Below are 21,896 nucleotides of genomic sequence, written 5' to 3' on the forward strand. Positions count from 1 at the left end.
TATGCACACTGCACAACAGTCGGCGCTGCTCGATATACAAAAAATCGATGTCGAGGGCAGAACGATCATGCGCTCGTTCAATCAACATCCGGCTCATGCCAAAATTCATGCAATCGAAAAAGCCATCGGTCAATTGGAAGTATCGCGCGTGAAGGCTGAGGAAAATGCGCACGATTTCGAACTGAAAATCACAGCGGGACAAGACGAAGTGCTTGCCGCGCAAGCTAAAATCGATGACGAGCGCAAACAGCTGGCGACTATCTTCGAGACACGCAGCATACAAGCGCTTTCGAAAGACATCGAAGCTCAAATCCGCCGTATCGACAAGATAGAGTATGGCGAAATCGCTTATCTGGAACAGCAGGATGCGACGATGAAGCAAGAAAGCGAAATCGCCGAAAAGATAGAAAAACTTTTCACGGCGAGGGCGAAGCTCGAAGAAGGACTCGCCTCGCTGAAGTCACAAGTCGACGTAAAGGTCGAAGAGCTCAAGGCGGCCCGCGCGAAGGCAGAAAAGCATGTGCCCGCAGAAACGCTCGATCGCTACAAGGCGATTTCTCTCGAGAAAAGCGGCGTGGCGGTCGGTGAGTTGATCGATAATGCGTGTTCCATGTGCCGTGTGAAATTCTCTTACACACAAATCGACGATATGGCGGAACATGAGGGTGCGATTGTCGTGTGTCCGTCATGTAAACGACTTTTGGTGGTACCGAAGAATGACTGATGCAATAAAAGCAACTTTGCATACCGATGGAGGTTCGCGGGGCAACCCCGGCCCGGCCGGTATCGGTATCCATCTCGAGTTATCGACGGGAGAGGTATACTCCGCCGGTGCATTCATAGGAGTCGCTACCAATAACGTCGCCGAGTATCGAGCGATTATCTGGGGACTCGAAAATGCGCTCGCGGCACATGTCGCTTCGCTTCAGGTTATCGCCGACAGCGAGTTGGTCATCAAGCAATTGCGCGGAGAGTATAAAGTAAAAAAGAAGGAGCTCCAGACACTTTGCGCCGACGCCTCGAAATTGTTGGTGCGTTTCGAGGATGTCTCTCTCGAAAACGTGCCACGTGCGCAAAATAAAGATGCAGATGAGCGTGCCAACGAGGCCATGGATGCCAAGGGCTCCGTCGGCAACTTCATTCTCGATTACGGTTTCACCTCCGGCGCCGAGCAATTGAGTCTCGCTCTCGAGCCTACGGTCGCACACGAAAAAGATTCTGATTCCGCAGTAGAACAGGAACGAACGACGATGTCTGGAATATATACTCTGACTGTTAAAGACCACTTCGATGCCGCCCATAATCTTTACGGGTATCCCGGTGAATGCAGAAATCTTCATGGGCACACGTGGGATGTCGAGGTAAGCGTCGCGTCTCCTCATCTCGACGGTATCGGTATCGTCTATGATTTCAAGAATTTGAAAGATGATTTGAAAAGCATACTGTCTACTTACGACCATACGTACATCAATGAGAATGAGCCTTTCGATACCATGAGCCCGACGGCGGAAAATCTCGCGCGGGTGATTTGTCTGCGCTTGCAAGAGATGATTACTGCGGATGTCGTGGTCAAAGAAGTCGCGGTCTGGGAGTCTCCGATAGCACGTGTCGGATACAGCCCCACCGATTAAGAAGGGGAGCGCCATGTATACGCCGAATGTCGAGGAGTACCTGGAGGCGATTTTGCGTCTTTCTTGCGTGGACACCTGTGTCGATACGGCGCAGTGTCAGGGTATCGGCACGATGGTTCCCTCGATGCAACGTGGCGAATGCATTGTCGCACATCCTTCCGACATCGCTGAGATGGTGGGAGTCACACGCCCATCGGTGAGCACGGCATTGGCTCGAATGGGGGCCGACTGGCTTGTCACCCGACAGGGAAAAGGCGTGATACTCACGCCGAAAGGATTCGATTACGCACGCGAAATCTTGCGTCGCCATCGTGTCGCCGAGCGTTTTCTCGTCGAAGTCCTCGGATTCGAGAGAGGCACGGTTCATGAGGAAGCATGCGTTCTCGAGCATGCGCTCTCGAATCGTATCGTCGCCGGCCTTCAACGTTTAGTCGATGACGCTGAAAAACTCTAGTTAAGACACTTATTCCAACACATCTTTTTCTGTTGTAATCGCCGGATCCGCTTTTTCGGGGTCCTGTTTCGCCATGAGTAATCCGGTACCCGAGCCTATGGAGGCGTATCCGAACTTCTCGCGGATTTCATCCATTCCTTTGACGAGTTGCTCGCGTCCGGCGCCTTTGCGAAGAACCTCATCGTTTACCGACGCGAAGTCGTCGAGAGAGAGTTGCACCTCATCTCGTGTGAAATTCGAAACTCCCACGCCGAGGAGGCGTACGCTTCGCTTGAGACTATCCGAGCCGATGAGCAGATTTTTTGCGATGTCGGAAAGGGCGGCCTCATCGTTGAGCGGGTTCGAAAACGTTTTTGAAATCGTTTTCGTGGTGAAATCTGAAAACTTCACCTTCACGGTGATTGTTCGTCCCGACAGATGCTCCTTGCGCAGTCGCCAACCCACTTTTTCGCTCAAGGTCGTCAGTTCGGAGCAAAGAACCTCTTTGTCATCGGTGTCGACATCGAACGTGTGCTCGTTGGAGATCGATTTCGTTTCGCTTTCGAGGACTATTTCACTCGGGTCGATCCCTGAGGCACGATCTATCATTCTCCGAGCCGAATTCCCGAGTATGTGGCGCACGTCTTGTTCCTGGGTCTTCGACAAGTCGCCCAACGTGGCAATGCCGATGCTCTTGAGCTTTTTAGCCGTCGACTTTCCGATTCCACCCATTTTCTCTATCGGCATCGATGACAAAAACTCTCGTTCTTTTCCCGGCTCTATCACGGTCAGTCCACGCGGCTTCAGGTAATCGGATCCGATTTTCGCAATGGTTTTGGAGGTGCCCAGCCCGATTGAAGCGGTGAGACCGAGTGCGCAGATTCGTTTTTGAATCTCGAGGCAAACGATTGCCGGATGGGTCGTGTGTCCGATGTCAGGGGTGATGTCGGCGTACGCCTCGTCGATGGAAGTTCGTTCCATGAGCGGCGTGTAATCGCGAAGAATATGAAACACACGGGCGGAGAGTTCGTGGTAGCGGTCGAAGTCGCTCTTGACCCAAACGGCTTGCGGACAGAGCTGTTGCGCTCTAGCCGAACTCATCGCCGAATGGACTCCGAATGCGCGTGCCTCATAACTTGCGGTCGACACGACGCCGCGATGTTTCGCGTCTCCTCCCACGATGACGGGAAGACCGCGCAACTCGGGGTGATCGAGCTGGGCTGCGGCGGCAAAAAACGCATCCAAGTCGAGATGGATGATTGCGCGCCCCGACCACGGTCGCAGCGCGTATTCTTCTGCCGATTCGTTGTTGTTCATGCTCATACTTTCGCCGTCTTTTGAAAATAGTGTATATGATAAGTAGGACTTAAGAAATACGTATGTGTAAACCTCACGTTTAAGGAGTGACCATGCTTATCGGAGCGCATGTCCCTACCTCCGGCGGATACCGGAAAATGGCTCAATATTCAGAACTCATAGGGGCGGAGTGTTTGCAGATTTTTGCGAAGTCTCCGCGTCAGTGGAATGCGAAACCGATCGATGACCTGGCAGTCGAGACCATGCGCGAGCTGCGGGATGAAAAGAAAATCGGCCCCGTTTTCACTCACACCTCGTATCTGATAAACCTTACGACCGATAACGACGAATTGCGTGAGAAGTCGGTTCGTGGTCTGGCCGATGAGCTCGTGAGAGGCTCGCTGCTCGGTGCCGCCGGCATAAACACCCACTTGGGCTCGGTGCCCGACGGCGATACGTCTGCGGCGATTGTGCGTGCGGCGCGGGCAATCGAGGAGGCGTTCGAACTGGCCGGTGGGCTCGACGCCGTCAAGACGGTACTCGTTTTGGAAAACACGGCGGGCGCCGGAACGATTTTCGGAGGCCCGGTCGGTGATGTCGCAGCTGTCATCACGGAGTGCGATGTACCGACTGAGAAGCTCGGCTTCTGTATCGACACCTGCCACGCGTGGGCGTACGGCTACGATGTCACCACCGATGCGGCATGGGAGGAGATCATGTCGGAGATTTCCTCGGTCGGGCTCGATCGGTGGAGGCTGGTACATGCCAACGACTGCAAGTTCGGGCTCGGCGCGCGTAAAGATCGCCACGAGTGGATAGGGCAGGGTGAAATCGGGAACGAAGCTTTTTATAAGCTGCTGCATTTGAAAGGTGTCGATCATCTGTGTTTGACCACCGAAATGCCCGGCGATCCACCACAGAAAGACATCGTCAACATCGAAGCGCTGAAAGTTTTGCGTGCACAATGAGAAAACGCCCTCCGCATAATGCGGAAGGCGTTTCTTCTTAAAGGTTGAGTAAGCCGATAAGCGGGGTTCTGTCGTGAACGACTATTTATCTGGGACGCGCGTCGCCACGCGCCTCAAGCGAACATACCCGTGTGCCGACCGGGTCGGTCTTAATCACACCTATTTGCTCTTGCTCCGAGTGGGGTTTACCAAGCCGCCTCATTGCTGAGACGCTGGTGCGCTCTTACCGCACCGTTTCAGCTTTTCTCCGCGTTTGAAGGCGGGGAGTTTTCTTTTCTGTGGCACTGATCCATCGCGTCGCCGCGCCCTGCATCTAACAGGCACTCTACCCTGTGGAGCCCCGACTTTCCTCACTTGCACGAGTGCAAGCGCAGCCGTTTAGCTTACTCAAGGGTACTATTGTACCGTCATTGCCTCTTTTGAACCAAAAGAATTCCGTTAGTTGTCCTGATTGCCATGACTGTTCGAATCGCCGTTGTCCCTATCTTGGGTGTCGGTCGCACTTTTCATGGAATCATGATTATCCTGATCATCGCTCTGATCGGTTGCTTCGTCCTGATCATCGTTCTGATCGCTCTGATCGGTTGCTTCGTCTTGATCATCCGACGCGCCGGAAGCGGTGGTACTTTTCTTATGTACCGTTCTCTCCTTCATGCTGTTCGAACCGGTGGAATTTTCGTTATCGGAGTCGTCGTTCTCATCCTGATTGTCCGCACCGTCACTTTTTGCGTCTTGCATGTCGGCGGAGTCTGATCCGGAATCGGATTTTTTGCCGGAGGCAGCGGGTATTCCCTTGGCAAGTTGTGTGTGTCGGATGATCTCGGTGACGCTTGCCGACTTGTAAGCGTCGACGGTCGCTGTCGGGTCGGCTGATTGGAGCTTATGAATCAGATTCAGCTTTCCCGGAGTGATACCGGCCGCGATGGCCTCTTCACGCAGTGAGAGGGAGATCCTGTCTTTGTGGACTTCAGCTGTGTATCCCGCCTGTTCCAGGGCATTATTCGCACCGGATTCGGCATCCGACTCGAGTTTGTCGGCCATCGCGTCATCGTCTGTTTCGGAGGTGAGGGATATGATGGTCGACCCGTCGCCGGCAATATACCCGTTTGCACCGGTAGACGTGATCAGGGCATCGGTCGCCTCATCCACGTTCGAACCCACCACATCGGTTCCGTTCAAGACTTTTTCGCCATCGGCGTTATAAGCCTCGGCCATGACGACCTTGCCGAACGAGTTGACGCCCAGTTCGATGCTCGGGTTGATGTCCAAGCTGAGATAGGACTGCGGCGTTTGATAAAAAGCGTAACCGCCGACGCTTCCTCCGACTGCCAGGACTGCAACACTCAGTGCGACTGCAAAGCTCTTCTTCATATATAACACTCTCCAATTTATCGGCACGCCACTTCTGCGCCCGTTCCTGTGTTCAAGCGCATCCTTCAGATACGCTTCCGTCTTATCCAGTAAGGCTTCGTCTGCCTTGATTCGGCCCAATGCCGTCTTAAAACGAGTAATCAATTTCATCACTTCCCAGTTCCTGTTTGATCAAAACCCTGGCCCTGTGCAAGAGGGAGTAAATCGTATTTTCTTTCTTTTGGAGCATCTTCGTCATCTCAGGTACGGTGTATCCCTCGTAATAGAACAAATAGATGACGCCTTTGTACTTATCCGGCAAGGAGAGTACCGTCTGCAACAGATCGCTTTCGGCCTTGTCCTCGAAGGGAAAATCCCTCTCACCAATCGAGTCGATGTTCTTACGCCAAAAACTCTTCAAGGTGTCCTTGCACTTGTTGACCGTCACCCGTATCACCCATGCTTTTTCGTGTTCCTCGGTCTCGAAAGGGTCTTCCCTCAGCAGTAACTTCAGGAACACTTCTTGAAACACGTCATCGACATCCGCATTGTTGCGGAGATACACATAACAGATTCTGCGTACCATGTCCGAATGTTTTCCAAGTGCTCCCGAGATCCTACCGTCGATATCGAGCGATTTTCGTGTCATGTCTCACTTCCTTATATATCCAATACGATTGAGCCGTGGGAATCCTTGCACAATATTTGATTTTTCTTAAAATATTTTCATGTTGCGACACTCATTTTAATCGAATAAGAACGTATTGCGAGAATATGCAATCGTCTTGTACCATACATATTCTGGTATTTCAGGAACGCGGAGAGAATTATGGATGTTCGGTGAAGCGCTCATCGACAGGCGTGCATACTATAGAATTACTCCGTCGGCACTATGAGCCGTGTCGTATCGCAATACAGGGAAATAGACGTTTGATGAAGTGGGAGCTGTGAACAACAGGTTCGACATACGGAGTGCGACAAAACTGAGCCTTTCTTTGGTTCTGTTCGTTTTTGCCGTGATGCCGGCTTGTTTGATGATGATTATGACTCCCACGTGCGCTATGGCGTCGTCGAACAACATGCCATCCTGCCCCATGGCGAGCGCGAGAAGTTGCTCTACTTGCACGAACCCTTCCAAGCAGACTTCGGTGGCGGCAAAGCAGTTTTCGCCTGATTTCACCGTCGTTTCAACGGTTGCGACCGCCATCAAGCCTTCCTCTCTCACGGGGGTACGTCGTATCGTATCTTTGTCCGACGAAGAACGACCCGTGTCGCATCTCACCCCTTTAAGAATCTAAATCTACCTCGCTTTGTGTCTTGATCTAAGACACGTGTGTCCGCAGCTTGCAAAAGCTACCATCCGACCGTATCGGCGTTAATGGCTGTGTGCCATGGCGCCCTGCGACAGCGAGGATATAATCTTGAACTTATTTTTCCCCATGCTCGTAACGGGGCTCTTCACCGGTTTTCACTGTGTGATGATGTGTGGAAACATGGTCCTTTCGTATGCCGTCAAAGGCAGCGAGGAGGGCACATTCTTCCAGCGCATGAAGCCTCACTTCGCTTACCATTTCGCGAAGATAGTGAGCTATACATTGGTCGGACTGTTTCTCGGCAGTATCGGCAACTTCATAAGCACCGGTGCGCGAAGCTGGGTGAGCATCGTGGCGGGATTCTACATGATCCTGCTTGGTCTGCAGATGACCGGCAAGTTCCCCGTGCTCAATTACCTTCAGCCGAAGCCACCGAAATTCATCATGAACATGCTGTCCAAGCTTCGCCGCAAAGCGATGAAGGATGCATCCGAAGATGAATCTTCGCTGGTTACGCCGGTGAGTTTCGGCCTCATGACCGGCCTCATGCCGTGCGGTCCGTTGATTGCGGCGCAGGTAGCGGCGGCGGGCTCCGGCAGCACGATCAGCGGCGGTTTGGCAATGCTCGGCTTCGGCTTGGGTACCGTGCCGGTGATGCTCGCGTACGGCGCGTTCGCGAGCGTGTTGGGCGTCAAATTCAAGAAGTACATGGCAGTCGGTGGAGCAATCGTGATTATCCTTCTCGGAGGTGTCATGATGAATCGCGGCGCCACCGCGTTGGGCTTACCGGTCAACTTCAACGTCGTGAAAACTGCCGTCGTCGGTAAAAGTGCCGTCTCGATTGACGAGTCGAAATTCAAGAAGGGCGCCGACGGTGTCATCGAAGTGCCCATGGTCGTCGAAGGTCAACAATACAAACCGTCCACGCTCGTAATTCCGGCCGATAAACCGGTTCGCCTCATCGTGAACCGCAAAGACGCGAATGCTTGTTCTAAAGAACTGCTGTTCCCGAAACTCGGAATACGCGTTTCACTGAAGGACAACGGGGTGACCGTCATCAATTTGCCCGCGACAGCCGCCGGCGATTATCAGATGTCGTGTCAGATGGGTATGATTACCGGCACGCTTCAAGTCGGGGCGGCGGGAGCCACGAAACGACCGGTGCTCGTTTATGTCATCGGAGTAGTATTCCTCCTGCTCGTCATTGTAATCGTCTTGAATCTCCGTGCGAAGACTTCAGGCGATGTCCCTTCTTCGGGCAAGAAGTCTTCTTCGGGCAAAAGGTCTCCGTCGGGTAAGAAGTCTTCTTCGGGCAAGAAGTCTCCGTCCGCCAAGGAGAAAGACATCGTAATCTTCGGGTTTGATAGACTTGAATTGGTTTTTGTTCTCGCAGCACTTGTATTATCGGTCGCACTTGGTCTGGCCGTCGGCGGATTCTTCGGCTAGAACTCTCAGAGATAAGGAAGCAATTATGAACAACGTAACGCTTAACGTGGGCGGAATGCACTGCAGTTCCTGCTCGATGCTCGTGACGATGAACCTCGAAGATCTCGACGGCGTACAATCGGTCGATTGCAATCACGCGACCGGAGTGACACAGGTCGCCTTCGACAACGACAAAACGAACGTGGACGCAATCATCAAAACCATAACCGAGTCCGGCTATACGGCCGAACTCGCTCAATAAAGGAGAAACTTCTCATGCTTGAACAAGAAACCAAACATTCAACGGGACTGAACGTCGAGAGGGCGCTTCTCGTGGTTGCCCTCATGGCGGCGCTTTTCATGGGTGCGTATCACTTTGCCTTTGTAAGGAACCAAAACTCATTCGGTTCCACTTCGACGGCCGTGGCATCCACGCAGTCAGCCTCATCGACCGGTGGTCCGATCGATGGCTCGACCGATGGCTCGATTGGTGGTCAGACCGGTGGTTCGATCGATGGCTCGACCGATGGCTGCTGCGGTAGCGGTGACGGTGGCGCGTCGGTAAAGGGTTCGACCAAGGTCGCGAACGGTGTGCAGACGATAAATGTCGACACTTCGCAGGGGGTTTTCAATCCGAACGTCATCAAAGTGAAGGCCGGCGTTCCCGTGGTAATCAATTTCTCAAAGTCGGACGGCGGGTGCCTCTCGGGTGTCTACATGCCTGATTTCAACGTCAACGAAGATCTCACCTCCGGAGGAAAAACCGTGAAGTTGCCTGCAATGAAAAAAGGCACCTACACGTTCTACTGCCAGATGAGAATGGTCTCTGCACAAATCGTAGCCGAGTAACAGGCAAGCGGTGCGGGTGTTGTCGCAGCGTCGGCAACACCCGACTGAAATCCTAGGAGGATTTGAATGACTGACAAAAAACTACACGCGAGCTTCGGCGTGACCGGGATGACGTGTGCTTCGTGCGCGGCCGTCATCGAGAAGGTCGTCGGCAAGCTCGATGGAATACAGAACGCAAATGTAAATCTAGCGACGGAGAAGATGTCGGTTGATTTCGACCGATCGGCAATCGATGAGACCGCCATTGCAGCTGCGGTGAAAAAAGCCGGCTACGGGGCTCTCTTGCTTTCCGATGCCAGCTCAACGCTCGGCGCTTCAGAAGCGGGAGCGGCTTCCGCTGCAAATAATGAGGAGGCGGGAGCGACTGCCGTCACGCTCGGTTTGATGGGGATGACCTGCGCTTCGTGCTCGGCGGTCATCGAGAAAGTCCTCGGTCGGGTGTCGGGTGTCGTTTCGGCGCCGGTCAACCTCGCCTCCGAAACGGTGACGGTGACTTTCGACCCTCGTGTCGTAAGTATCGACGCGCTCATCAAGACGGTGAAAAAAGCCGGCTACGACGCAGTGGTCAAAGTCGAGACCGGAAGCAGATCGGCCGATGCGCCCGAGGATGCTCAGCGAATCGCTCAGCGTAAATATGCCGAGCATCAACAAAATCTGCTTGTTTTCGCGCTCTTCTTCGCCGTACCGGCATTTCTGGTTTCGATGGTGCCGCCCTTCATGACGGCCATCCCGACTGGTGCAGCCGAACTTCTCGCCCGTATATTCGGCGGGAGTTGGAGTCCGGCCATGGTTCAGAAATATATCGCTCTCGCGTTATCCACGCCGGTCCAGTTCTACGTCGGCGCACAGTTTTACAAAGGCTTTTGGCATGCGCTCAAGCGGCGTACGGGCAACATGGATACTCTTGTCGCCATCGGAACTTCGGCCGCTTATTTCTACAGCGTGGCTGCGACCTTCGTGCCGTCTTTGAAAACGGAGCCGGTGTTTTATGAAACGGCGGCGCTTCTGTTGACGTTCGTCATCTTGGGCAAACTTCTCGAGGCGCGCGCCAAGGGCAAGACCGGCGACGCCATCAAAAAGCTCATGGGTCTGGCGGCTAAAACGGCGCGCGTCGTGCGTGGGGGAGAAGAAATAGACATTCCGGTCGAGCAGGTCGTCGCCGGCGATGTCGTCGTTGTTCGCCCTGGAGAAAAAGTACCGGTCGACGGAGTCATCACACAGGGCTTGAGCTCGGTTGACGAGTCCATGCTCACCGGAGAATCGATTCCGGTCGAAAAAAGCGTCGGCGATGCCGTCATCGGCTCGACGCTCAACAAACTCGGCAGTTTTCAGTTTCGTGCAACCAAAGTCGGTGCCGATACCGCTTTGGCGCAGATTATCAAACTGGTCGAAGACGCCCAAGGTTCCAAGGCTCCCGTACAGCGGTTCGCCGACAGGATCTCTGCCATCTTCGTTCCCGTGGTCGTCGGCATCTCACTGCTGACCTTCCTGGTTTGGCTCTTCGTGGTCCCGAACTTCGTCGATGCTTCGTACTATGCGAGCGTGACGCCGTTTGTGAAAGCCCTGTTGGCTGCGGTGTCGGTGATCGTCGTCGCCTGTCCTTGTGCCCTCGGTCTCGCCACACCGACCGCTATTATGGTCGGCACCGGCAAAGGAGCCGAGAACGGTATCCTCATCAAGAGTGGAGAGGCCCTCGAAACCGCCTACAAAATCAAGGCGATCGTGTTCGACAAAACAGGCACGCTCACTTACGGCAAACCCGTGGTGACCGAGGCTGAGTCCTTCGGCGATTTCGATCGAAGCCTTTTCTTCCGTCTGGCGGCTGCGCTCGAAAAATCGAGCGAGCACCCACTGGCTGAGGCAATCGTGAATCACGCCAAAGAGCTGGAACTCGAGCTGCCGAGCGTCGAGAACTTCGCAGCGGTTCCCGGGCATGGGGTTCATGGCGTGGTCGACGGACACCGTGTCGCTCTCGGAAATCGAAAGCTCATGGCAGAGGAGGGGATTGATGTCGGTGGCTTTGCCACACGCATCGAACTTCTCGAAGGTGAGGGCAAGACCGTCATGCTCACGGCAATCGACGGTGTGGCTGCAGGTTTGATAGCCGTCGCCGATACGTTGAAAGACAATTCAAAAGAAGCTGTAGCTCAGCTGACTAAAATGGGCGTGCAGGTCTATATGATCACCGGCGACAACCGTCGTACGGCCGAGGCGATCGCGGCGCAAGCCGGTATTGCCTCCGATCACGTGTTGGCCGAGGTGCTTCCCGAGTATAAGGCGCGAGAAGTCTCGAAACTGCAGGAAAAAGGACTTGTGACTGCCATGGTCGGCGACGGCATCAACGACACGCCGGCGCTCGCTCAGGCGGATGTGGGAATCGCCATGGGCGCCGGAACGGATGTGGCGATGGAGACCGGTGGTATCGTGCTCATCAAAAACGATTTGCGCGATGTGGTGACCGCCATCGAACTTTCGAAACGCACCATGCGAAAGATCCACCAGAACTTTTTCTGGGCTCTCGGTTATAACACGCTCGGTATTCCGATTGCGGCGTTGGGTCTTTTGCGCCCCGAGCTTGCCGGTGCCGCGATGGCGCTTTCAAGCGTGAGCGTCGTCACGAGCTCGCTGTTGCTCCGACGGTTCAAGCCGACACTGAGAAAAGTCGCTTAAGCGATTTTTTAGAAAGGAAAGATATATATGAAAAAGCGAACGATTGCGCTTTCTGTGTTGGCGGCCGTGCTTCTGCTGACCGCGACGACCTACTCCTTCGCCAATGCTCCCGCAAAAGGGACCATGGGCGTGTGGGGCTATGTGGTCGATGGTAAGAATGCGAGTCTCAGTGTTTCTGATCAGCCGGGAGTAGATACTCTCGTGGTGAGCCGCGTCACCGCTCCGCAAGCCGCATGGCTTGTCGTGCACGCCGATGATAACGGTATGCCCGGCAGGCGTGTCGGCCTGGCGCATATCGACAAAGGTGAGAGTACCGATGTCGCCGTCAAGCTGACGGGCGTGAAAACGCAAAAGGTCATCGTGGCCGTCCATGCCGACAAGGGGACACCCGGTAAATTCGAATTCGATATGAACAATAAGGAGAAGAGCGCCGACAGGACGTTCTTCGTGAACCGCAAAGAACTTGCGAAAATCGTGACGGTCCGCTAGTCCGGACCTGAATGGATAGGGAAGGATCGATACCCTGTCGAAGAAGAAAAGGAATCTGGCCAAGCAAGTTCAGCGGTCGAGGTGAAATATATCGGTCGGAGCTATCGGAATTCCATCCGTTTTCTGTTGAAGAAAACGAGGTAGATGATCTCGAGAATCCCGACCGTGTTCACCATGAGCAACACGATGAACCATGCCGGCTGCTTGTTTCGGGCGGAACGCCAGAGGGCCAGGCCCTTCCAGACGACCGTCCAAATCAGTAGGATATATAGTAGCGGGTTGTTCGGGTTAAAGAACTGCGTGATACTGTTCATAATCGACGCTTCCTGTGAGCGGGTATCTTTCCGCCTAAATGGTAGGTCTTCGGGATGCTGTTGGCAAGCGATTAGTTTGTCGCTCTTGGCATAATTGCGAGGAGAACGATTATCGCGATGACCGCGACCGCGACATATCGTGCGAGTTTCTTGTTTTCCGCTGAACCGGGGTCGATTTTTGCTCCACAACTCCAGCAGGTTCGGGCGTTCTGGGATATCTGAGAACCGCATTTCTTACAGCGGTGTCGAATTTTCTTTATCTTGATATATATCTCGGAGTTTATCGAAGCGTGATTCAGGTTTTCAGGTGTTCCATTCATCGTGCGATCCCCCTTAGGATACAAGGAAGATATTAGCAGATATCACGGGTAATCGATGAGGTTAGACAATCAATCGAGATCATTCAATTTACAGCGTGATCGTCAACTTAACCGCAAAGAAAAAGGTCGGAGCTGATTAAAGCTCAGACCTGCATGTTTGTTGGTACCCCGCACGGGATTCGAACCCGTGATCTCCACAATTTTTTATGTTCAGAACTTTTTAAGATTACTATATTTCTATTTTGATACGTCTGGAATGCAACAAGATGATATTTACTTTTTACTAGCTATGACTCGCTTTTGGCCACATTTCGTAGAAAATATTCACAAAATCCCGTGTGAACTGAATACTCATAATATTGCTTCTTGAATACGCCTAAAGTTAGATGCATGGCATTTTATGCCGCTTCATGCTCAATAATCCGTGTCATAGGACAGGGACGTTAGATATTCCCTCATGGGTAAACTCGCTCAATTAAACAAATATTTGCATTAATTGTGTGTAATGATTATCTTAATAGCACAATCTACAAAGAACTTTATTGATAGGTAAGGCTTTATGACTTTTTCCAAACCGAAATATAAAAGAAACGAAGTCAGGAGATGCGGGAAAATTCTTGCAAGTGAAAATGGGCTCGATAATAAATATGCATTAGATGTCGCAGACAACTGGCGCTCTTCGCATCTTCAACCCGTAAAAACTTTTCTTCAAATGCTCCAACGTGAATCTTTGAAAATTACCGACGACTCAACATCGGTGTTCAGGCTCAAGAGATTGCCCTCAATTGTTGATAAGCTTGGTCGACTAAAGAGTCATGACCTGGCTTCTATGCAAGATATTGGTGGATGTCGGACGGTACTAGATAAGGTCTCTGACTTATATCGTTTGCGCAATGCCATTCGGAAATCTGAAATGAAGCACAAGTTTATTCGTGAATACGATTACATTATTACTCCAAAACCATCTGGATATCGAGGTATCCACTTGATCTATAAGTACTACAGCGATAAAAACGATTACTACAATGGATTGAATGTGGAGATTCAGATTCGTACTAAACGCCAGCATGCATGGGCCACATGTGTTGAGGTAGCTGGCGATTATTTGAGTCATTCTTTTAAGTCAAGCCAGGGGCCGGAGGAGTGGCTAAACTTTTTTAAATTGGCAAGTTCCGCCATAGCTATTCTTGAGAAATCGCCAACGGTGGTCGGTACGCCAAATTCCAAACAAGCCCTAAAACAAGAATTGCGAACTAGTTATGAAGAACTAAAGGTTAAGGAAACTCTTCGGCGGATAAAACGTTCGCACTCGGAAATTAACAAGATGAATGTTAAAGCGAAAAACAAATACTTTTTGGTTGATTTTAATGAACAAACTAAAAACGTCTCAATTACGTCTTATAGGGAGAAGGATATAGAATCACTAACCAAGGACTATTTAAGAAAAGAAGAGGAGTACAAATATACCTTGCACAATGTCGTGGTGGTATCGGGAAACTCAATTGAGTCTCTGCGGTATGCATATGGTAACTATTTTGCGGATGTTGATACATTTCTGAGAATGATGGACAGATTCATAAAATAGAGTCCTGTGGTCTACGCGTCGGATTGTAAGGTCTGTGTTAGTTGTTAGTCTAGGTGTCCATAGTCTAATTTTTACCAACTTGCATGTACAACATCCGGACCGAGTCACCCATCATTTTCTTGCGATTCAAGCACATGAGCACACCTAATCTGCCATGCGAGTTCGCGCACTTCATTTTTAAGCTATAGACATTGCCCCATCTGGTTTCAATTTGGTATTCAGCAACTATGAGGACAACATAATCGGCACGCCTAACTTACGACAAGAAATCATCAAACCTGCATTAAAAAAGGCTGGTTTACCTCGGACAAGAATTCATGATTTTGAACACCCATGCTCGATACCCATAAGGGTGTTGGAATATGGTCGGACGTCGCAATATTTAGATAAACTTTAATATTCTGCTTACAAATGGAGAAGTCAGCAATAAAGGTAGAGCGCAATAACGCCCTGACCTGCATGTTTGTTGGTGCCCTGTACGGGATTCGTACCCGTGATCTCCGTCTTGAGAGTATCCTCGAAGCAATTATTGCTAGTTCCATTTTAGTCCATTTTATTGCCTGTGAGCTGTGGTTTTATAGTTTCTTCATTCCAGCTCGTTTTTGCTCAATATAGGTACTTTTGGCTAGTTTCGCTTACAAAATGCTTACAACTTGGTATTTGAACTAAAGGAACAGCAATATTTTACAACCATGATAGAATGAAAGAATATTAAGGTTCGATATATGGGGGGGGATTATGGACACGAAAATTAGAGACCAAATTCTTGAGGACATTAGAGCAATTCAAGGCGATTATTTGAGTTCAATACCTAACTTGAAATCAGATGATTATGCGTTTAACTTTTGGGTTCTTACAAAGTTGTACTGTATAGATGAGGAAATCGCGATCTCCTATATCACAGACAACTCAGATCGAGGAATTGATTGTTGGGTGTATTTTGAAGAAGCAAAAGAACTTTATTTAATCCAAAATAAATTTTATACTACCGCAGCTCTCTCAAGGGGAGCGGTTATTGATGAATTTTTATCAAGACCACTTGAGCATTTAAGACTTGGCTCCTATACAAGATCAAAGGATCTACAAGATATCTTCACAAAATTTATGGTCGATACAGAATTTAAAATTCATTTAGTGGTGTATACAACTCAAGACAAGGAAGATACCGCGCTCAAAAATGAAATAGATACTTGGTCGTATGATCAAGAGGGCATAAAAGCATACATTGACGCTAAGATGTACCAATTGGATGACATCAAAGAAACGTATTACGGAGAGCAGTATTCTGATGTCATAAATTTTGAATGCGAAATAGCAACCACCAATCAAGGTACTTTGCTTAATATTGATCCGGAGCATTACTCGCTTCCGAACCTTATTAAGGCAAGATACATCTTGACTTCAGTTACAAATTTATTTGAGATTGTTAAAAAAGCTGAAAAGAAAAATTATCAATTGTTTGAAGAAAATATTCGAGAATATCTTGGCAACAAAGGTGTAAACAATAAAATCATTGCAACACTAAGGGATCCCAAAGAGAGAGGTAATTTCTTTTTCTACAATAATGGAATTACTATAATTTGCGAAAGTTTTGTAAATGGTAAAAACAAGGCTGCCACAAAAATATTTAATCCTCAAATTGTTAATGGGTGTCAGACGGTAAATTCGATTTTCGATGTGATTAGCAAGGTTCCTGCTGGGGAAATGTCGGACTTTGATAATACTTATGTGATGGTAAAAGTGCTGCAAGTTGATAAAGAAAATAATAAATCGCTATATTTGGATATTGTTCTATATAACAACAGCCAGAACGCCATCAAAGAAAAGGACTTTGCTGCAAATCATAAGGTATTCAACAGTTTAAAGAACCATATGGAAGATCGCGGTTTTGCGTTGTATGTAAAACAGAGTGATGAGTATAAATACAAAAATAATAAGGCGCTTCAGGCGCAAATGAGAAAACCAGCTGCAAATTATTTTGAATACATTGGGCTAGAAGATTTTAATACTGCCCAAATGGGCATAAGATTGGAAAAATTATTGCAGGTTCTCATGGCGTTTCAGTTTGGTGGATATGAAGCATTTACAAAAAAGAATACACTTTTGAAAAGAGATTCAAAATATTATAACGAGCTTTTGGAAATGATTAGCAACGTAGATTATAGCGTTGATCAAATAATTAAACTCTATTTGTTGTTCCTGTATGCAGAATTACAAAAAAAGGGAAGTGAAGACAACAGAACCCCTATTCCTTATTATGTCTTGGATTTTATCGGCAAAGATTATCGAGATTCTGCGAATCAATATCTTTTGTTTGAAAAGGATTCAGCTATGGTGATTTATAATTTTTATAAGTCAGTTGCCAACCAGTACAGAAGACAGATTGAAAATTCAGGGACAGACTACAACAAAATGATTAAGCAGCCGATAAGGGAAGACGTTTTGAACGGTGCGATATTGGGAAAACTAGATGATCTGGAATCTGAACAGCGTGGCATAATAAAAAGATTCAGGACAACAGTTTTCGAATAGCGATCGACCATAAATATTATTATTAATTGTAGGGGCAAATTATTGCCCCTACTTTACCAACTGACCCATAAGACTTCCGGGCCCAACCAATCGTCGTTTTCATTTGAATCAAACGTATAGGCATCGCCAATTTGCCATATGAGGTTTCTCACTTCATCAAGGCTGAACGCATTGCCATGTTTCACTTCTACATGAATCTTGCGCGAGCACAGATAGCGTTTACGGTTCTTGAAGCGTTCATCGCTATCAAAGGTCTTGCCGATATACTTGCTGGCGTAGGCAGCTCCTGAGCGTGTTTTTGGTAGATTAGAAGTACCGCAGTTCGGAAGCTAAGAATTCCAGCGGTGGAAGACAAAAAATGATCCATTGCCGAGCACCTCAAGTTGATGAAAGGCTTTGCGAAGTGGCTCTTCAAGGCGACGTTTCGCTGGAATAAAGCAGCCCTTGCAAACCTTGCTAATGGCCTATATACTGTCACTAATGATTTGTTTCTTAACATTTTTGATAACTATCATTAAGGATACGACAGTATACATGAAGTTTCGAGAATACATAGAGACGCATCACGTCTTCACTTCTACGGTCCTGACCGACGTGTGCGGGAATGCGGCCAGCGTGAAGACCGCGCTCTCCCGCGCCGTAGCCGACGGCAAGGTGTTCAAGGTGCGAAACGGTCTCTACGTATCGGATACAGGGCGTTTCGTCGGAGTAGCCGCAAACCCGTATGCGGTCGCCGCCGCGTTCGCCCCCGACGCCCTGTTCTCCTACCATTCCGCGCTCGAACTACACGGCCTCGCCCATTCGGTATCCAGAAGAGTGCAGTTCTGCTCGGGTTCCAGCCGCCTTTCCTTCTCATTTCACGGAACCGACTTCGAGCGATACCCAACGCGTGACAAGGCAACCACCGACACGGTACGTGCAGACTCTTTCGGTTCGGTCTCGGTCACATCGCGCGAGCAGACCTTCATCGACTGCATGGCTCATATGCGGCTGTGCAGTGGGGCCGAAGAGGTCCTGCACAGCTTGGCTGGGTTGCCGTATCTCGACCTGAAGATTCTTTCCGGACTATTGGAAGAACAGCCGACATCGGTGGTGGCACGTGCAGGCTGGTACCTTGAGGCCAACGCCGAGCGCTGGAGCGTGACGGTCGACTACCTCGAAGCGCTTCACGGATCCCTACCGGCCAAAGCCAGCTACTATCTGGATTCCACCTCGCGCAAACAGGCGCAGACCTTTGCGGCACGCTGGAAGCTCAACCTGCCCGTCTCCTTATCGGAGCTCGAATCATGGATGGAGTTATAACCATGAGCATATCAAAATTCAAGATGCTGAACCTTTTGAAGTACAAATTAATGGTTATAAACAATTCGGTTGCTGACATGCTGGTGAGTAATCATTCATAAAGCGATGATTAAGAAGGGGAGGCATTTCGCCCCCCCCCTTTTTTTTCTGTTATTACCAACTAGCCCATAAGACATCCGGCCCCAACCATTCGGTTGAAACAAGATTTATCGCGAGAAGCCGCTTATTTCTTTTTTAGCGTATTGATTTTGAAAGGCGTATACAAGGGACAGACACCAACTGCAGACGTAAGCAGAAGAATGATGCCAAGAATTCCTAAGTATTTCCAATTGTTGTTCACAACAAAAAGAAGGCTGAGCAAACCTGCACCGACAATGAAGCGGATAATCCGGTCGATATTTCCCATGTTCTTCAAGTTCTTCATATAAAGCATCTCTTTCTTTTAATAAAATCGATTTAAATAAGTATATACTTTCGTATCTATTTCGTTTGAACAATTGCCTGCATTGGACAAAACTTTACGCATTTTGCGCACTGAATGCACTTTTCCTGATCAATAACAGGAAGACCATACCCTTCCTGACTTATGGCACCTACCGAGCATTGATTAATGGCCGGGCAACGATGGTTCTGTGGACAACGTTTTTCATTTATTGCAATATTCATTTGTATCTCCCTAAACTATTTCTGTGTTTACAATAACGTAAAAGAGAAAGTGCCACAGTGACAAAGTCATCATAATAGGAAATTCTTTCTGAATCAGCGAATGCGCACCAAAATTGCCATACAGAAGTTATTTGTTTGTGGAACTACTAAAATTGTACATCTAATTACTTAGAGACAACCGGGTGCAAAAAGTAATGGTCTCGGATATTAATCTTGAGGGGGCCAAAGACGTTGTTAAAGAAATCGAATCTGTTAAAGGAACTGCAGTGGCTATTCAAACCAATGTGACGAAAGAAGAAGACATTCAGGCTTTAGTTGATACTTGTGTTAATATTCCTCGCATTCGATGATTCAAGCTTTATAAATGGTACGGTTATTATTGCGGATCCAGGATGGACAGCATACTAAATATTTGAATTCAATACACATATTAGGTAGAGGAGATACAAAATGGATATACTTTACAAAGTTCAGACAAATAAAAGTTTTGAAAATGCAGTAGAGGACCTGAAAAAGAACCTGAGCGCCCATAATTTTGGTGTATTGTGGGAGTTGAATTTCAAAGATAAGCTACAGGAAAAAGGCCTGGATTTTGATATAAATTTCAAAGTGTTAGAAGTTTGCAACCCCAGGCAGGCTAAGAGAGTGTTGGAAATGCATATAGAGGTCGGGTATTTTTTACCCTGTAAAATAGTTGTATATGAAGAAAAAGGTTCAGTAATGATCGGAATGCCCCGTCCGACCGGATTAATCGGTATGATTGATAATAATCAATTATCCGACATTGCCCTTGAAGTCGAAAACGAGCTGCAATCTGCCATAGATAGTACCAAATAGGTTATGATGAGTAAATTTTTTCCGGATAATTAAGGAAAAGAGCGGGGTGCGGATTCCGGCGTATCCGGTCGGCTGTTCCGGAATTATCCGGACAGCAAACCGGAAACATCCGGACACTTTGTCAAGCAATTTGTTTGTATGATAATGCCGAGAATATTTCAATGCATTAGTCGTTTGATACGCGAGTTTTTTCTCGACAACCACTCCTTTTCTACGGTTGGGCTGTCCGGCGTTTTGACAGCCTTTTGCCTAAGAATGCCGCCGAAATATGCACCTGTCTAAGTACTTTTTGACCGTTTGAAATCGTCTCCTCTTTCCTTCGCGATTTGCCGCATACCTTTCGCTTCAAATCTGTGCAGAATTTTGATACGATGCTTTTGATTCATGGTTAGCATCTCCTTGCTCCTTTTCAGTTTCCTCACTAAAAAGGATAATGTGAGTTGGGGTGCTCGGCAATGGATCATTTTTTGTCTTCCACCGCTGGAATTTTCAACTTCCGAACTGCGGTACTTCTAATCTATCGAAAACAACTTGACTGGGAAGCACAGTGGGAGTGCGCGATAGACCCAGAAACGGCGAAATCAATTCGCGCTGACAGGAAGCCTGAGCATGAAGACACCTGCTTCATGTGTGGAAAGTTCTGCGCAATAAGAAGTATGAATAAAGCACTTGCAGGTGAGCATATTGATATTTTGTAGGTGAGAATTTGAGTTCTTTTAATCTAAGGGGGGGGTAATTTCCCGCCCCTTGGGGCAAAAAGAGGATGTGGTATACTGAAAAAATGGCCGAGCATATAGATAAAAGCCATAACAAAACACTTCTGTTGTACCATATGGTATTTCTTGTAAAGTACAGGCGATAAGTATTTATACCGGAAGTAGAAGAGACTCTGAAAGAGATTTGTGTTGGAATAGAACAACGATAGGATATCCGATTTGTAGGGCTTGAGGAAAATCAAGTGCTCATGCTCGTACAAGGGAACCCAATCGAATTGGATTTATGGATTTGATACCCCGTTGCTTGCGGCGGGGTTCTTCATATGATGTTCTGAATTCTGTAAAGAGAATTTGGTGCAAATCAAGCACCTGCTTGTCCAATAACACTAGCCTATCAACTCGTTGTTTTATATTTGGATTACAAGCAGTGCAAGGAGTTTTTTTTATGGCATTTTCCGCAGCACAACAGCAGATAGCAGACAGGTTCGATTCCGATGTAGACCAGAAGCGCTGGCATGACTGGAAGTGGCAGGTACGCCACTGCATCAAAGATGTCGAGACCTTTGAGAAGTTGCTGGATGTACACTTTGATGATGCCAAGCGTAAGGACATCGAGACAACCATCAGCAAGTTCCCCATGTCCATTACCCCATACTTCCTCTCCCTTATGCAGACCGAATCTTTGGAGAATGACCCGATCTTCAAGCAGAGTTTTCCTTCTGTCCGAGAATTGGACGTCCTTGAGTGCGATATGGCAGACCCTCTGCATGAAGATGTGGACAGTCCTGTCCCAGGTCTGACCCATCGCTATCCTGACCGTGTCCTCCTTCTCGTAAGCAATACCTGTGCCATGTACTGCAGGCACTGCACTAGAAAGCGAAAAGTAGGGGATGTGGACAGCATTCCTGATAGGGAGCAGATCAAGGTAGGAATCCAGTACATAGCAGACCATCCGGTTGTCCGTGATGTCCTGCTGTCAGGGGGAGATCCCTTCATGCTCAGCGACGAGTACCTTGACTGGATCCTTACCGAACTGAGGAAGATCGACCATGTGGAGATTATCCGAATCGGAACCAGGATCCCTGCAGTGCTCCCTTACCGAGTCACTGACGAGTTGGTTGCCATGCTCAAGAAGCATCATCCCCTCTGGTTGAACACACAGTTCAACCATCCTCGGGAATTGACCAGTTCCTCCAAGAA

The 21,896-nt window shown here is 48.8% G+C and carries 24 protein-coding genes, 1 other RNA gene and 3 pseudogenes; 19 read left to right on the plus strand and 9 right to left on the minus strand.

The genetic code is table 11. The features are described 5' to 3' along the window. Position 1: 1 nt before the first annotated feature. From JJE36_05575 to JJE36_05590, 4 genes and pseudogenes are all read left to right on the plus strand, one after another. Positions 2-724 carry a hypothetical protein gene (locus JJE36_05575; protein ID MBK5211764.1) on the plus strand — a complete coding sequence of 241 codons (723 nt, stop codon included), beginning with the start codon at positions 2-4 and terminating at the stop codon, positions 722-724. After that, a pseudogene (locus tag JJE36_05580) lies at positions 717-1,115 on the plus strand (ribonuclease HI family protein). Before JJE36_05575 ends, JJE36_05580 begins: the two are co-directional and overlap by 8 nt. A gap of 144 nt (positions 1,116-1,259) precedes the next feature. After that, positions 1,260-1,631, plus strand: a complete 372-nt coding sequence (queD, locus tag JJE36_05585) for a 6-carboxytetrahydropterin synthase QueD (GenBank protein MBK5211765.1) — start codon at positions 1,260-1,262, stop codon at positions 1,629-1,631. 13 nt (positions 1,632-1,644) lie between these two features. Beyond that, the gene (locus JJE36_05590; protein MBK5211766.1) at positions 1,645-2,085 is read left to right on the plus strand and encodes a metal-dependent transcriptional regulator; all 441 of its coding nucleotides are present in this window, start codon (positions 1,645-1,647) and stop codon (positions 2,083-2,085) included. Between the two features lie 9 nt (positions 2,086-2,094). Here the strand turns inward: JJE36_05590 and dinB are convergent, their stop codons facing one another. Next, positions 2,095-3,387, minus strand: a complete 1,293-nt coding sequence (gene dinB / locus JJE36_05595) for a DNA polymerase IV (protein MBK5211767.1) — start codon at positions 3,385-3,387, stop codon at positions 2,095-2,097. Positions 3,388-3,473: 86 nt separating this feature from the next. Here dinB and JJE36_05600 point away from each other — a divergent pair, with 86 nt between their 5' ends. Next, entirely contained in the window at positions 3,474-4,328 is an 855-nt protein-coding gene (locus JJE36_05600) for a deoxyribonuclease IV (protein ID MBK5211768.1), read from the plus strand. A 41-nt stretch (positions 4,329-4,369) separates the two neighbouring features. Here the strand turns inward: JJE36_05600 and rnpB are convergent. The 4 genes from rnpB to JJE36_05620 form a co-directional block, all read right to left on the minus strand. Further along, positions 4,370-4,718, minus strand: an RNA gene (gene rnpB / locus JJE36_05605) — RNase P RNA component class A. A 48-nt stretch (positions 4,719-4,766) separates the two neighbouring features. Continuing rightward, positions 4,767-5,849, minus strand: coding sequence for a hypothetical protein (locus JJE36_05610; GenBank protein MBK5211769.1), 1,083 nt, complete (start codon positions 5,847-5,849; stop codon positions 4,767-4,769). Continuing rightward, on the minus strand, positions 5,827-6,327 hold the full coding sequence (locus JJE36_05615; GenBank protein MBK5211770.1) for a sigma-70 family RNA polymerase sigma factor: 501 nt from the start codon (positions 6,325-6,327) through the stop codon (positions 5,827-5,829). Before JJE36_05615 ends, JJE36_05610 begins: the two co-directional genes overlap by 23 nt. 219 nt (positions 6,328-6,546) lie before the next feature. Further along, positions 6,547-6,885: a hypothetical protein gene (locus JJE36_05620; GenBank protein MBK5211771.1), complete on the minus strand. Its 339-nt coding sequence runs from the start codon at positions 6,883-6,885 to the stop codon at positions 6,547-6,549. 214 nt (positions 6,886-7,099) lie between these two features. Here JJE36_05620 and JJE36_05625 point away from each other — a divergent pair, with 214 nt between their 5' ends. From JJE36_05625 to JJE36_05645, 5 genes are all read left to right on the plus strand, one after another. After that, positions 7,100-8,437: a sulfite exporter TauE/SafE family protein gene (locus tag JJE36_05625; protein ID MBK5211772.1), complete on the plus strand. Its 1,338-nt coding sequence runs from the start codon at positions 7,100-7,102 to the stop codon at positions 8,435-8,437. 25 nt (positions 8,438-8,462) lie between these two features. Next, complete coding sequence (locus JJE36_05630) at positions 8,463-8,678, plus strand: heavy-metal-associated domain-containing protein (GenBank protein MBK5211773.1); 216 nt, start codon at positions 8,463-8,465, stop codon at positions 8,676-8,678. Positions 8,679-8,692: 14 nt separating this feature from the next. After that, complete coding sequence (locus JJE36_05635) at positions 8,693-9,265, plus strand: cupredoxin domain-containing protein (GenBank protein MBK5211774.1); 573 nt, start codon at positions 8,693-8,695, stop codon at positions 9,263-9,265. 66 nt (positions 9,266-9,331) lie between these two features. After that, positions 9,332-11,935 (plus strand): copper-translocating P-type ATPase, encoded by a 2,604-nt coding sequence (locus JJE36_05640; GenBank protein MBK5211775.1) that lies wholly within the window; start codon positions 9,332-9,334, stop codon positions 11,933-11,935. Between the two features lie 27 nt (positions 11,936-11,962). After that, on the plus strand, positions 11,963-12,424 hold the full coding sequence (locus JJE36_05645; GenBank protein ID MBK5211776.1) for a hypothetical protein: 462 nt from the start codon (positions 11,963-11,965) through the stop codon (positions 12,422-12,424). Positions 12,425-12,525: 101 nt separating this feature from the next. On the opposite strand, the gene JJE36_05650 is transcribed toward JJE36_05645, so the two are convergent. After that, complete coding sequence (locus tag JJE36_05650) at positions 12,526-12,738, minus strand: hypothetical protein (GenBank protein ID MBK5211777.1); 213 nt, start codon at positions 12,736-12,738, stop codon at positions 12,526-12,528. Between the two features lie 71 nt (positions 12,739-12,809). Further along, on the minus strand, positions 12,810-13,058 hold the full coding sequence (locus tag JJE36_05655; GenBank protein MBK5211778.1) for a hypothetical protein: 249 nt from the start codon (positions 13,056-13,058) through the stop codon (positions 12,810-12,812). A 559-nt stretch (positions 13,059-13,617) separates the two neighbouring features. Between JJE36_05655 and JJE36_05660 the strand changes: the two genes are divergently transcribed. From JJE36_05660 to JJE36_05675, 4 genes are all read left to right on the plus strand, one after another. Next, the gene (locus tag JJE36_05660; GenBank protein MBK5211779.1) at positions 13,618-14,643 is read left to right on the plus strand and encodes a RelA/SpoT domain-containing protein; all 1,026 of its coding nucleotides are present in this window, start codon (positions 13,618-13,620) and stop codon (positions 14,641-14,643) included. A gap of 411 nt (positions 14,644-15,054) precedes the next feature. Next, the gene (locus JJE36_05665) at positions 15,055-15,258 is read left to right on the plus strand and encodes a hypothetical protein (GenBank protein MBK5211780.1); all 204 of its coding nucleotides are present in this window, start codon (positions 15,055-15,057) and stop codon (positions 15,256-15,258) included. A gap of 123 nt (positions 15,259-15,381) precedes the next feature. Continuing rightward, positions 15,382-17,175, plus strand: coding sequence for an AIPR family protein (locus JJE36_05670; protein ID MBK5211781.1), 1,794 nt, complete (start codon positions 15,382-15,384; stop codon positions 17,173-17,175). 480 nt (positions 17,176-17,655) lie between these two features. Further along, positions 17,656-18,477 carry a hypothetical protein gene (locus JJE36_05675; protein ID MBK5211782.1) on the plus strand — a complete coding sequence of 274 codons (822 nt, stop codon included), beginning with the start codon at positions 17,656-17,658 and terminating at the stop codon, positions 18,475-18,477. Positions 18,478-18,700: 223 nt separating this feature from the next. Here JJE36_05675 and JJE36_05680 read toward each other — a convergent pair whose 3' ends face one another. Together JJE36_05680 and JJE36_05685 are read right to left on the minus strand one after the other, a co-directional pair. Further along, positions 18,701-18,901, minus strand: a complete 201-nt coding sequence (locus JJE36_05680) for a DUF2892 domain-containing protein (GenBank protein ID MBK5211783.1) — start codon at positions 18,899-18,901, stop codon at positions 18,701-18,703. A gap of 56 nt (positions 18,902-18,957) precedes the next feature. Next, a complete protein-coding gene (locus tag JJE36_05685; protein ID MBK5211784.1) occupies positions 18,958-19,143 on the minus strand; it encodes a 4Fe-4S binding protein in 186 nt (61 codons plus the stop codon). A gap of 182 nt (positions 19,144-19,325) precedes the next feature. Here JJE36_05685 and JJE36_05690 point away from each other — a divergent pair, with 182 nt between their 5' ends. From JJE36_05690 to JJE36_05710, 5 genes and pseudogenes are all read left to right on the plus strand, one after another. Beyond that, the gene (locus JJE36_05690) at positions 19,326-19,493 is read left to right on the plus strand and encodes a hypothetical protein (GenBank protein ID MBK5211785.1); all 168 of its coding nucleotides are present in this window, start codon (positions 19,326-19,328) and stop codon (positions 19,491-19,493) included. Beyond that, a pseudogene (locus tag JJE36_05695) lies at positions 19,468-19,551 on the plus strand (3-ketoacyl-ACP reductase). Before JJE36_05690 ends, JJE36_05695 begins: the two are co-directional and overlap by 26 nt. 42 nt (positions 19,552-19,593) lie before the next feature. Then, positions 19,594-19,980: a DUF302 domain-containing protein gene (locus JJE36_05700; GenBank protein MBK5211786.1), complete on the plus strand. Its 387-nt coding sequence runs from the start codon at positions 19,594-19,596 to the stop codon at positions 19,978-19,980. A gap of 521 nt (positions 19,981-20,501) precedes the next feature. Next, positions 20,502-20,678, plus strand: a pseudogene (locus tag JJE36_05705) (phosphomethylpyrimidine synthase ThiC). Between the two features lie 463 nt (positions 20,679-21,141). Beyond that, on the plus strand, positions 21,142-21,896 hold a 755-nt coding region (locus tag JJE36_05710; GenBank protein ID MBK5211787.1), incomplete at its 3' end, for a KamA family radical SAM protein.

Source organism: Coriobacteriia bacterium (genome assembly GCA_016649875.1).
Classification (GTDB): Bacteria; Actinomycetota; Coriobacteriia; order WRKU01; family JAENWW01; genus JAENWW01.